This is a genomic window from Sanguibacter sp. Z1732, from assembly GCF_051020515.1.
GTDB lineage: Bacteria > Actinomycetota > Actinomycetes > Actinomycetales > Beutenbergiaceae > CALKWS01.
On record NZ_CP194857.1, the window covers coordinates 2,189,010 to 2,201,138 of the forward strand.

A 12,129-nucleotide genomic window follows, 5' to 3' on the forward strand; every position below is an offset into this window, starting at 1 on the left:
TGACCCGCGGTCCACCCGGGGCGCTGACCCGCGGTCCACCCGGGGCGCCGACCCGCGGTCCACCCGGGAGCCACGGGACAGACAGACCTGAAGCCGCCCAGACCACGCCGCGCGGGTAGGGATATGACCGGCGCAGTGCCGGCGAGCAGGCGGGCCGGGGCGAACCTCTCAGCCTGTGCTGCGCTCGGCCGACTCGGCGCGGGCGGCCTCGACCCGCACCTGATCGTCGGGTGAGCGGCGCAGCGGCGGGATGATCTCATCGTCGGGGGTGAGGATCACCAGGTCGTTGTCCATGTGATCGGCCATCGCGTGCACGGCGTCGATGAAGTCGCCGCGGCGCACGGCATCCACGATGCGTTCGTGCTCCTTGTGCATGGACAGCACATCGCTGGCGTGGGTGAGCCGCTCGGCGTTGGCGGGTTCGGCGAGTTTCTCGGTGATCCCGGCATACAGGGAGGCGAGCAGGCGGTTCTTGGCGGCGTCGAACAGCAGGTAGTGGAACCGGGCGGCCAGGTCCGCATCGGGCTGCGGTGTCATCACCGGGCACTGCCCGGGCCGCAGGGTCGCGGCTGCCGCGGCCTCCAGGGCCTCGACGTCCTCGTCGCTGCGATGCAACGCGGCTTGCTGGGCGGCCTCGACCTCCAGGGCACGACGGTAGGAGAGCAGTTCCTCCAACGTGTAGGCGGTGAGGAACTCCGAGAGCACGCTGGAGGTGGGCGTCGCCGAGCGCACGAACGTGCCACGCCCGGGCAGGGTCTCCAGCATCCCGATACTGGCCAGGGATCGCACCGCCTCACGCACGGTGGAGCGCCCCACGCCCAGGATCTCGGTGAGTTCGGGTTCGATCGGGATGCGCTCGCCCACCGCCCAGGCACCGGTGGTGATCTGGCGGCGCAGATAGGCGAGCGTGGTGCGGGCCCGCTCGGTACCGCTTGTGGTGGCCATCACAGGAGTATAGGAAGGCTGCCGGTGCAGGCGTGGCCCGCTGCACCGAGCACCGGTGGCGTCCTCAGCCGTATTCCGGCTCCTGCAGGGCGGTGGTCTGGAGCGGCAAGGGCCGAGGCCAGTTCCGCTGACTCATGACGTCTGACACTGCCGCGCACGCCGGGGTGCTTACTAGCGTGTCGGCTGCGCGGCTCGAGCCCGTGGGACAGGAACAACCCTCCACAGGCACTGCGCCGGCCGGGCACCGCCCGTGCGCACGCGTGTCATCTCCCTGCCCACCCCCTTGATAAGGAGAGCCTGATCGACCCGCACGCCCACATCTCCACCGGTCCGCCGTCGTCGTCCCGGTCGCCCTCCCCGGGCGAGCGTCCGCCCATGCCGACGGAGCGCCCGCCCTCCCCAGCGGACACCACCCGCTGGGTGCTGCCGGTGCTCGGCACCGTGGCGGTCATGGTGGCGGTGGTGGCCGTCGTCGCCGGTCCGGTACGCACCATCACCGAGGTCGGTGCGGGGGCGGCCTCGTTCGTATTGCAGTGCCTGGTACTGGCGCCGATAGTGCTGCTGGCTGCCCGGCGCCGCCCCGGTTCCGGCCGGCCGGTCGTGGTGGCCGCGGCGTTCCTGCTCCTCAGCTTCACGGTGCACGCCCTGCCCGGAATCGGCTTCTTTGCCGACCTGGACTGGAACTGGCAGGGCAAGACGTTCGAGTTGATCTGGCTGACCATCCTGCTGGTCATGCTCGGCCGATGGGCGCGCGCGGACGTCGGCGTGCGCGCACCCGTGCAGGGGTCGTTGCGCCCGGCCCTGGTGGTGATCGCCGTGGTCTTCACGATCCAGGCGCTCCTGGTCACCCTGACGGTGGCCTCCGGGGACAGCACGTTCGACGGCTTCCACTCCACCGAGCGGCTGCTGTTCGACCTGGCTCACGCCAACCTCGTGGAGGAACTGCTCTGGCGTGGCGTGCTCATCGCCCTGCTGGACCGCGCCCTGGGCACGCCGTGGCGATTCTTCGGCGCCAAGGTGGGGTGGGGCCTGGTGCTGACCACGCTGAGTTTCGGCCTCGGCCACGGGTTGCTGCTCACCACCGAAGGGCTGGTGTTCGCGCCGGATCAGATCATCCTGACCGGCCTGCTGGGCCTGATCATGGGGTGGGTGCGGGCACGGACCGGGTCGGTGTGGCTGGCCTACCTGGCCCACTGCGCGCCGGAGATCGCGATCCACGCCGGGGTGGGCGCCGGCTCGCTGCTGACCTGAGGTGGCTTCTGGTCGCCGGCTGACCCCCCAACGACCGACGCAGCGCCACGGTGGTCCGTCGGCTACTGATCCAACCACGTTGCGATCTGATCGCGGCCTTCCACCGTGCTGGTGAACCCGAGGGCCTGGACGTACTTGCCCTCCACGAGGAAGGGCTCATGCTCGGCCACCGCCGGCAGCGCGGCCACCGCCGGGTTGTTCAGCAAGTCGGCGAAGATCGTCTCACCGGAGCCGTTCATGTCCACCAGCAGGATCCGGTCCGGATCGGCCGCCAGCACCTGCTCGGCCGAGATCGGGCCGCTGCGGACCATGCCCAGGTCGGCGCTGGCGTCCCGGCCACCGGCCAGGCGCACCACCTCCAACGGGAAGGCACCCCCGGCGGTCACGAACGGGCGACCGGCCTGGTTGCTCAGCACCAACACACTCGGTCCGTCCTCGTCGGAGGCATCCACCAGCCCGTCCGACAGGGTGGTCGCCAGGTCCGCCGCCTCCTGCTCCATCCCCAGCGCGGTGCCCACCAGATCGATGTTGGTGAGCATCTCGCTCACCGAGGAGAACGTGTTCGGCAGCACCAGCACCGGGAAACCGGCCTCAGTGAGCACCCGGCCCACCCCTTCTTCCATGCCGTGCCGGTCGTTGAAGACCACCAGATCCGGGTCCGAGGCGATCACGGCCTCGGCGTCCACGGCGGACTCGGAGGCGATGTGGTGCTCCACGTCCGCCATCACGTCCGGTTGGTTGGACAGCACCGGGTTGGCCGCTTCGGCCGGGGCCATCACCAGGTTCTCACCCGCGCCGAGCTCGGCCACCAGGGCGGCGGTCTCATAGGTCAGCGCGGTCACCCGCTGCGGTTCGGCGGGGATCGTCACCTCGGTGGCGGGGCGGTCGTCGCCGGCCGGCACGTCCACGGTGCGGGGGAAACCCTGCTCCTGGGTGCCCTCGTCCTGCGCGGAGGCGTCGTCGTCGGCGGTTCCGGTCTCCCCGGACTGCTCGCCGCCGGACTGCTCGGTGGCGTCCTCGGTTGCCCCGTCCGGCTCGTCCGCGGGCACTCCCGAGGAGCACGCGCCCAACATCAGCAGCAGCGCGGCCAGTGGGAGGAACAGCAGGCGCAGGAGCCCCCGGCCGGACCGGGTGGGCGGCGGGGCGGCACCAGCGGATCGGGTGGGCGGCAGGGCGGCACCAGGCGACGTCGGACGCATCGGCACCCCTTTCAGGGACGGGCCACCTCGGGGTGGCGGCGGGTGAAGGTACTGGCAGTGGGACAGGTGGGGCGCACCAGGCTGAGCGTCGGGGCGCCGCTGGGGGAGTCGAACACCTCGGCGGTCACCCCGTACACATCCCGGATCAGCCCGGGGGTGATGACCTCAGCGGGGGCGCCGAAGGTGGCCCGGCCCTCGGCGATGACCGCCACCCGGTCTGCCCAGCGCAGCGCTTGGGTGAGGTCGTGCATGGTGACGATCACGATGTGCCCGGCGCCGGCGCGCTCATGCAGGGCGTGCATCACGGTGAGTTGGTGACCCAGGTCCAGGGCCGCCGTCGGCTCATCGAGCAGCATCACCGGCGCGTCCTGGGCCAGGATCCGAGCCACCTGCACAAGCTGGCGCTCCCCACCGGACAGGCGGGCGTAGCGACGCGGGGCCAACTCGGCCACGCCGACACGGTCCAGCGCGGCCATGATGCGCTCCTCGGTGCCGCCGGACCGCTCGCTGGCCCGGGCCCCGACACCGACCACGTCGCGCACCCGCAGTTCGTTCGGGGCGTAGGAGTCCTGCGTCATGTAACTGAGCACCTCGGCCAGGCGGCGCGGGCGCAGTGAGTGCAGGTCCGCTCGCCGTAGCGCACCCCTCCGGAGGTGCTCACCCCGTGCCCGACGACGGCGGAGAGCAGGCTGGACTTGCCCGCCCCGTTGGGCCCGACGAGCCCGAGCAGGGTGCCCGGGGTCACCGTGGCATCGATCGGATCGAACAGGGGCCGGTCGCGGTGGGCGACCAGGCCGGACAGGACCAGATCGTGCGCGGCGGCCGGGGGGTGCGTGGCGCGGGCCTCGGTGGCGCTGGCGTGGGTGGCGTGCGCGCTCGCGGTGTGCCCGGCGCTCATGTGTGCCGCCTGGATAGCAACAGCGCCAGGAACACCGGCGCGCCGATGAGGGCGGCCACCGCTCCGGTCTGGATCACGAGGGTCACCGAGGCTGCCCGGGCGGCGGTGTCGGCCAGCACCAGGAACAGCGCCCCACCCACGATCGAGATCGGCAGCAGCAGGGCGTGCTTGGCCCCGATCACCAGCCGCACCGCGTGCGGGACCACCAGCCCGACGAAACTGATCACGCCGATACCGCCACCGCCGCACCGGTCACCAGGGAGGCGATCAGCAGCAGCACCAGTCGGGTGCGGTGCACGTTGTACCCGGAGGTGGAGGTGACGTCGTCGCCGAGTAGCAACGCGTCCAGGGCCCGGGTGCGGGTGAGCAGCAGGCCCAGGCCGAGCGCGATCGGGATCACCGCGATGGCGGCGTGGTTCCAGGTGCGTAGTTCCAGGTCGCCGGCCAGCCAGAACACGGCGCCGCGGGCCAGGGCGTCGTCGTGGGCGTTGGCCACCAGGATCGAGATCAGCGCCCCGGCGAAGGCGTTGATGGAAACCCCCACCAGGATCAGGGTGTAGGTGGAGGCGCCACGGTTGGTGTGCAGCACCGCCTGCAGCAGCAGGGCCACCACCAGGGCCCCGGTGAACGCCGCGATCGGTACACCCCACTGCAGCGACCCGGCCAGCCCGGCTGTGATCCCGGCCACGGCGCCCACGGCGGCGCCGGAGGAGACTCCGGTGACGCCCGGGTCGGCCAACGGGTTCCGGAACACCGCCTGCATCACCACGCCCACCCCGGCCAGGGCCGCACCCACCAGCATCGCCACCACGATCCGGGGCAGCCGGATCGCCCACACCACGGTGGCCACCTGGGAGTCATCGGGGCTGAACACCGCGCGAACAGCGGCCACCGGGTCCAGGCGCAGGGTGCCCAGGCTCACGCTGATCCCGGCGGCAAGGAACAGGGCCAGGGTGGCGCCCACGGCCAACCACAACGCCCGGCGGGCGACCCTGGGCGCAGGTGCGGCGACGTGCTCGGGGGGCTGCGTCGTCGGCCGTGGCGGGCTGGCGAGATCGGTCATCGAGGGTTCAACCTGACACATCCACTTCATCAGATCAAGTAGTTCATCTGATGTTACGGTGGGCCTCGCCACACCGGCTTCGGAGCCGGCGCGCGGCCGGTTCGTTGCGCCGGTTGGCGCGGCCGGATCGGGTGCCAGGTCCACACCGGCACCCGCCCCGACTGCCGACACCGCCCCGCCACCGACCACTGCCCGATCACCGGCTACCGCCCCGCCACCGACCACCACCCCAACACCGACACCGCCCCGCCACCGACGGACTCCCCGATCACCGACCACCGCCCCGCCACCGACGACCACCTCGACAAGGACCGCGACACCCATGACCCACGCCGCCGCTCCCTATGACGCCCTGCTGCTGTGTTCCTTCGGGGGCCCCAACGCCGAGCAGGATGTGCTGCCGTTCCTGCGCAACGTGGTGCGGGGCAAGGGGGTGCCGGAGGAGCGGCTGGCCGAGGTGGGGGAGCACTACTTCGCCTTCGGGGGCAAGAGCCCGATCAACGAGCAGAACCTGGCCCTGCGGGCGGCGCTGGCGGCCGAGCTGCGGGCCCGCGGCGTGGAACTTCCGGTGCTGTGGGGAAACCGGAACTGGCACCCCTACACCACCGACACCCTGCGCGATGCGGTGGCCTTCGGTGCCAGGCGGATCCTGGTGCTGGTGACCAGCGCGTATGCCTCCTACTCCGGGTCGCGCCAGTACCGCGAGCACCTGGCCGCGGCGGTGGCGGACCTGGGCGTCGAGGGGGAGGGGTTGGTCATCGACGTGCTGCGGCCCTTCTTCAACGACCCCGGCTTCATCGCCGCCAACGTCCACGCGATCACCGACGCCGTGGGCCAGGTGCCAGAGGCCGATGCCGGCGTGCACATCGCCTACGTCACCCACTCGATCCCCACCACCATGCAGCAGGCCTCGGAGGTCACCGGCCCGGGTTACCGCCAGCAGCATGAGGACGTGCGGGCGGTGATCGATGCGGACCTGCGCGCAGCGGGGATGGAGGTGTCGTCGTCGCTGTCGTACTGCTCGCGGTCTGGCAGCCCGCACACGCCGTGGTTGGAACCGGACATCAACGACCACCTGGCCGAGTTGGCTGGCGCGGGCACGCAGCGGGTGGTGATCGCCCCGATCGGGTTCATCTCCGACCACATGGAGGTGGCCTGGGACCTGCAGACCGAGGCGCTGGAGACCGCTGCCGAACTGGGCCTGCAGGCTGCCTGCGCCACCACCGCGGGCATCCACCCGGCGTTCGTGTCCGGGCTGGTGGACCTGGTCCTGGAGCGCGCCGGGCGCGAGCGCGGGGAGGACCCCGATGTGGTGGTGCGCGGCGAGATGGCCGCCTTCCCCGATGAGGCCCCACCCGGCAGTTGCCGGATGCGCCACGGCGAGGTCACCGGTATCCCGGTATTGGCGGGCACCGCCGACTGAGTGCCACCGCCCCGACAGCACCCCCGATCTCGTACTGAAGGAGCAACATGAGCACCACCCCAGAGGCGATCAACGCCGCCACCTCCTACGCGATGTACTCGGTGTTCCGCGTCACCGAAGCGGTCCCGGCCGACGACGAGGACCGCGCCCTGGTGGTGCGCAACGCCCTGGCCGCGCTGGACCTCATCGACGGGCTGCAGGTGCGGGGCTGGTACGACGTGGCCGGGTACCGGGCCGATGCCGACCTGATGGTGTGGTGGTGGGCCGAGGACGTCGAGGTCGTCCAGGAGGCCTACCAACGGCTCCGTGCGAGTGCGCTCGGAGCCATGCTGGAGCCGGTGTGGTCCCAGATCGGCACGCACCGGCCGGCGGAGTTCAACCGCGCCCACGTGCCGGCGTTCCTCTCCGGGGAGGCGCCGCGCGGGTACCTGTGCGTGTACCCGTTCGTGCGCAGTTACGACTGGTACCTGCTGCCCGAGGCCGAGCGCAGCACCATGCTGCGTGACCACGGCATGGCCGCCCGCGATTACGGCGACGTACGGGCCAACACCATCTCCGCCTTCGCCCTGGGGGACTACGAGTGGTTGCTCGGGTTCGAGGCCGACGACCTGGGCCGGATCGTGGACCTGATGCGTGAGTTGCGGGCCACCGAGGCCCGCCGGCACGTGCGCGAGGAAGTGCCCTTCTTCACCGGCCCGCGCCGGGAACTGGCCGAGATCGTCGACCGGCTGCCGCGCGCCTGACCAGTCGGGGCCGCGGGGCGCTCACCCGGTACCGTGCCCGCCGCCTGTGGCCCATGGCGGGATGCGGTCATCGATCGCCTGTGAGCGCTGCTTGCACCCATGGTGGGCTGCGTCGTCGGTGATCGCTTGCACCCATGGTGGGCTGCGTCGTCGTCGGCCTCCGGCCTCCGGCCGCCGGCCGGATGTGACCCGCAGACGCGGGCACCACCGGAAACCCAGTCGCTTTTCATGGTTTCCGCACTGGCGCCTAAAGAGCGCGTTTATTTCGCAAAACTAAGGTCAAGACCTTTACTTAGCGAAACTAACGATGTAGTATCTCCGCAGTGAGCATTTCTCCTGCCCCCAAGCACCCCGGCCCGAGGGTGGCCGACGTCGGGTTCCCGACGCGGCTGCGCATGACGCTGCTGAAACTCACCCGCAGTCTGCGGGCCCAGCGGTCCATGTCGATCCCCGAGGGTCAGCACGCCGTGCTCGCCACGGTGGTGGCACTGGGTGCGATGACCCGGGGAGAGCTCGCTGAACGTGAGCACGTGCGACCACCGTCGATGACGCGCACCGTGCAGTGTCTGGTCGATGCCGGCCTGGTGGAGCGCACCACCCATCCCGAGGACCGCCGCCAAGTGCTCATCACGCCCACCGACGCCGGTACCGAACTGGTCAAAGAGACCAGGCGCCGCCGCGATCAGTGGCTGTCCAAACGACTCGCAACCTTGACCCCCGCCGAGCGCGCAACGCTCACCGAGGCAGAGAAGATCCTCAGGAGGCTCTACAACCAGTGAGCTCGATATTCGCCTCACTCCGTCTGTACAACTACCGAATCTGGTTCATCGGCGCCCTGGTCGCCAACGTGGGCACCTGGATGCAGCGGGTGGCCCAGGACTGGCTGGTCCTTGCCGTGCTGCCCGAAGGTTCGGCGATCCACGTTGGAATCGTCACCGGCCTGCAGTTCCTCCCGATTGTGTTCATCAGCCCCTTCGCCGGGCTGATCGCCGACCGGGTGGACCGGCGCAAGATGCTGATGATGACCCAGGCCGCAATGGGCGTGCTCGCCCTGGCCCTGGGCGCCCTGGTGCTGCTGGGTACCGCCCAGGTGTGGCACGTGTACTTCTTCGCACTGGCCCTGGGTGTGCTCAGCGCCTTCGACGCCCCGGCCCGGCAGGTGTTCGTCTCCGACATCGTGCCCACGTCCTCCCTGGCCAACGCGGTGGCGCTGAACTCCGCCTCCTTCAACGCCGCCCGCCTGGTGGGCCCCGGCGTCGCCGGCCTGCTGATCGCGGTGGTGGGCACCGGCTGGGTGTTCATGCTCAACGCGCTCACCTTCGCCGCCACCATCGGGGCGATGCTGGCGATGAAGTCCGAGTTGCTGCAGCGCCGCGACCGTCCCGTACGAGCCAAGGGGCAACTGCGCGAGGGCCTGCGCTACGTGCGCGGGCGCAGCGACATCATCACGATCATGATCGTGGTGTTCGTGATCGGTGGTCTGGGCCTGAAGTTCCAGATGACCTCGGCGGTGATGGCCCACGACGAGTTCGGCATGGGTGCGGGGGAGTACGGGGTGCTCGGGTCGATCCTGGCGATCGGATCCCTGGCCGGTGCGTTGATGGCCGCCCGGCGCCAGCGCCCGCGGCTGCGCCTGGTGCTGGGCGCGGCCTTCGGGTTCGGGATCAGTTCCGGGGCGATGGCGCTGATGCCCACCTACGAGCTCTTCGCCCTCAGCGCGATCCCGGTGGGCTACTTCTCCCTGACCATGCTGACCTCGGCCAACGCCGCCATCCAGATCACCACCGACCCCAACGTGCGCGGCCGGGTGATGAGCCTGTACCTGGTGGTCTTCTTCGCCGGGAACCCGATCGGCGGGCCGGTGGTGGGCTGGATCGCGGAGAACTGGGGCGCCCGCTGGGCGATCGGCATCGGTGCGATCGCCGCCATCCTGGTGGCGGGGATCGCCGCTCTGTGGACCGTGAAGCGGGAGGACGTGCGGGTGCGTTACCGCCTCCGGCAGCGTCCGCACCTGCTGGTGCAGAACCGCCACGAGCAACTCGACGCCGCGCGGGCCCGCGAGGAACTCAGGACCCAGGAGGGCGTGAACGCCGGCAGCGCCGCCTGACCGGGGGGCTGACCAGCACCGCCTGCCCAGCGTCGCCTGCCCGGCCGGCTGACCAGCACCGCCCTCAGCCTCCTGGCGCTCCTGCGGGAGCGCCGGGTCAGCGGACCTGGACCACCACTTTCCCGAGCGCGCGGCCGGCGCCCACGTACGTCAGCGAAGAGGCGCACTGGACCGAAGCGACTACAGACGCTCGACGACGTAATCCAGGCAGGCGGTCAGCGCTGCGGCATCCTCGGGGGTCACCGAGGGGTAGGTGCCGATCCGCAACTGGTTGCGCCCGAGTTTGCGATAGGGCTCGGTGTCGACGATGCCGTTGTTGCGCAGCACCCTCGCCAGCACCGCGGCATCGATGCTCTCCTCGAAGTCGATCGTGACCACCACCGGCGAGCGGTGTGCCGGGTCGGCCACGAAGGGGGTGGCGAAGTCACGCTCGGTGGTCCACTGGTACAGCAGCTGGGAGGACTGCGCGGTGCGCGCCGCGGCGAAGTCCAGGCCGCCCTGGTCGTTCAACCAGTCGACCTGCTCGGCCAACAGCACCAGGGTGGCGATCGCCGGGGTGTTCACGGTCTGGTCCTGCCGGGAGTTGGCCAGCGCCGCGGGAAGGGACAACGACGCCGGCGCCCAGCGCTGACCCAGTTCCTCGACCCGCTCGATCGCGGCCGGGGACAACAGGGCCAGCCACAGGCCGCCGTCGGAGCCCAGGGCCTTCTGTGGGGCGAAGTAGTAGGCGTCGGTCTGGCTCACGTCCACCTCCACCCCACCCGCGGCCGAGGTGCCGTCGACGAGCATCAGGGCACCGTCGTCGTCGACCCTTCTGACCGGGGTGAGGGTGCCGGTGGAGGTCTCGTTGTGGACCCAGCAGTAGGCATCGATCCCCGCAGCGGCCTCGGGGGAGCGGGTGCTGCCGGGTTCGGCGGTGAGGATCTGCGGGTCGGCCAGGAACGGTGCGCCGCTCGCGGCGGCGGCGAACTTGGCGCCGAACTCCCCGGCCCGGACGTGCTGGGAGCGGGTGCGGATCAATCCGAAGGTGGCCGCGTCCCAGAACATCGAGGCGCCACCGTTGCCCAGGGCCACCTCGTACCCCTCGGGGAGGTTGAACAGGGCAGCGAGACCCTCCCGGACGCGGCCGACCAGGGAGCGCACCGGGGGCTGACGGTGGGAGGTGCCCAGCAGCGTGGTGCCCAGGGCGGCCAGCGCCTGGCTCTGCTCCGGCCTGATGCGCGCGGGACCGGAGCCGAACCGGCCGTCCGCGGGACGGATCGAGGCCGGGATGGCGATCGCGGGATCGTTCATGGGCACGATCATCGCAGGTCCGCCGGCCTCGCCAGGAGCGCTGCGGCGCGCGGCCGGCCGGCCCTGGGCGGGAGAGTTGCCGGCAGGGCGCGCAGGAGGTGCGGCGCACCCGGTCCGGAGCCGGACGCCGGGCACTAGGCTGACGGGAGGAATGCGGCGACCACCAAGGGGCAGGCACGTGAGCGACCTGATCGACACCACGGAGATGTATCTCAAGACCGTGTTCGAACTGATCGAGGACGGCGTGGTGCCCCTGCGCGCCCGGATCGCGGAGCGTCTGGGTCACTCCGGGCCCACCGTGTCCCAGACGGTGGCGCGCATGGAACGGGACGGCCTGATGGTGGTCTCCGGTGACCGGCACCTGGAACTGACCGATGAGGGCCTGCGGCGGGCCACCCAGGTGATGCGCAAGCACCGCCTGGCCGAACGGCTGCTGACCGATGTGATCAAACTCGACTGGCCCTACGTGCACGAAGAGGCCTGCCGGTGGGAGCACGTGATGAGCGAGCGGGTGGAGCAGCAGTTGCTCGAACTGCTCGAGCGCCCGCGGGAGGATCCCTACGGCAACACCATCCCCGGCCCCGCCGAGATCGGGCAGCCCGTCGCCGCCGGTGTCGCCGAACTGCCCGGTACGTCCCTGAGCACCGCTATCACCGCCGATCCGGCCCACTACACGCTGGTGCGGATCGGGGAGCCGCTGCAGGTGGATGTGGAGCTGCTGACCGAGTTCGAGCGCGTCGGGTTGGTGCCCGGGGTGGGCTTCCGCGCCCAGACCGACGGCGCAGCGGTAGACCTGACCGTGAACGGACAGAGTCTGGAGCTCACCGAGGACACCGTGGGGCACCTGTTCGTCAGCGCCGCCGAGCCGGGGTGATCCGGTGCCCGTAGCGGGTGTCCGTGTGACGCCCGCGTGCGTTCGGGACGGGGCGCCGGAGGGCCCGCCGGCAGGTGCTCGGTGCCGTGGATCTAGCACAGCCGCAGCCCGCGCGCTCGCTGGGCGGGTCACGAGAGCGGCGTCCTGCATGTGGCGCAGTCCACATTGTGGCGATGACACAGCGTCTCGTCGATCGCGCCGTTGCCTCGGAATTCCACCATTTTCTGGGACGTAGGCGCCAGGGGCAGATCCTGTGAACCATTTCACAGAACCAATTGTGACCGGAATGTGACTTTTGCCGGGTGCGTCGGGTAACGTCAGCCGTGCTCGTCG

9 protein-coding genes and 2 pseudogenes are annotated in these 12,129 nt (G+C 70.8%); 6 read left to right on the plus strand and 5 right to left on the minus strand.

The annotated features are described in order from the left end of the window. Positions 1 to 168 precede the first annotated feature (168 nt). Positions 169 to 945, minus strand: coding sequence for a FadR/GntR family transcriptional regulator (locus tag ACRRRO_RS11560; protein WP_424787360.1), 777 nt, complete (start codon positions 943 to 945; stop codon positions 169 to 171). A 375-nt stretch (positions 946 to 1,320) separates the two neighbouring features. Between ACRRRO_RS11560 and ACRRRO_RS11565 the strand changes: the two genes are divergently transcribed. Then, the gene (locus ACRRRO_RS11565; RefSeq protein ID WP_424797120.1) at positions 1,321 to 2,196 is read left to right on the plus strand and encodes a lysostaphin resistance A-like protein; all 876 of its coding nucleotides are present in this window, start codon (positions 1,321 to 1,323) and stop codon (positions 2,194 to 2,196) included. A gap of 62 nt (positions 2,197 to 2,258) precedes the next feature. Here the strand turns inward: ACRRRO_RS11565 and ACRRRO_RS11570 are convergent, their stop codons facing one another. The 3 genes and pseudogenes from ACRRRO_RS11570 to ACRRRO_RS11580 form a co-directional block, all read right to left on the minus strand. Continuing rightward, entirely contained in the window at positions 2,259 to 3,395 is a 1,137-nt protein-coding gene (locus ACRRRO_RS11570) for an ABC transporter substrate-binding protein (protein ID WP_424797119.1), read from the minus strand. 11 nt (positions 3,396 to 3,406) lie between these two features. Continuing rightward, positions 3,407 to 4,293 (minus strand): annotated as a pseudogene (locus ACRRRO_RS11575) (ABC transporter ATP-binding protein). After that, positions 4,290 to 5,680: pseudogene (locus ACRRRO_RS11580) on the minus strand (FecCD family ABC transporter permease). Before ACRRRO_RS11580 ends, ACRRRO_RS11575 begins: the two co-directional pseudogenes overlap by 4 nt. Here ACRRRO_RS11580 and ACRRRO_RS11585 point away from each other — a divergent pair. From ACRRRO_RS11585 to ACRRRO_RS11600, 4 genes are all read left to right on the plus strand, one after another. Further along, positions 5,679 to 6,779 carry a ferrochelatase gene (locus ACRRRO_RS11585; protein WP_424797116.1) on the plus strand — a complete coding sequence of 367 codons (1,101 nt, stop codon included), beginning with the start codon at positions 5,679 to 5,681 and terminating at the stop codon, positions 6,777 to 6,779. The pseudogene ACRRRO_RS11580 and the gene ACRRRO_RS11585 overlap by 2 nt on opposite strands. A 47-nt stretch (positions 6,780 to 6,826) precedes the next feature. Beyond that, positions 6,827 to 7,522 carry a hydrogen peroxide-dependent heme synthase gene (gene hemQ / locus ACRRRO_RS11590; RefSeq protein ID WP_424797115.1) on the plus strand — a complete coding sequence of 232 codons (696 nt, stop codon included), beginning with the start codon at positions 6,827 to 6,829 and terminating at the stop codon, positions 7,520 to 7,522. 323 nt (positions 7,523 to 7,845) lie between these two features. Then, positions 7,846 to 8,301, plus strand: a complete 456-nt coding sequence (locus tag ACRRRO_RS11595; RefSeq protein ID WP_434080296.1) for a MarR family winged helix-turn-helix transcriptional regulator — start codon at positions 7,846 to 7,848, stop codon at positions 8,299 to 8,301. Beyond that, positions 8,298 to 9,629 carry an MFS transporter gene (locus tag ACRRRO_RS11600; protein ID WP_424787368.1) on the plus strand — a complete coding sequence of 444 codons (1,332 nt, stop codon included), beginning with the start codon at positions 8,298 to 8,300 and terminating at the stop codon, positions 9,627 to 9,629. The genes ACRRRO_RS11595 and ACRRRO_RS11600 overlap by 4 nt, the downstream gene beginning before the upstream one ends. Positions 9,630 to 9,809: 180 nt before the next feature. Here ACRRRO_RS11600 and serC read toward each other — a convergent pair whose 3' ends face one another. Further along, entirely contained in the window at positions 9,810 to 10,922 is a 1,113-nt protein-coding gene (gene serC, locus ACRRRO_RS11605; protein ID WP_424797114.1) for a phosphoserine transaminase, read from the minus strand. 178 nt (positions 10,923 to 11,100) lie between these two features. On the opposite strand from serC, the gene ACRRRO_RS11610 reads away from it, so the two are divergent. Continuing rightward, entirely contained in the window at positions 11,101 to 11,796 is a 696-nt protein-coding gene (locus tag ACRRRO_RS11610; protein WP_434080297.1) for an iron dependent repressor, metal binding and dimerization domain protein, read from the plus strand. Positions 11,797 to 12,129: the final 333 nt, after the last annotated feature.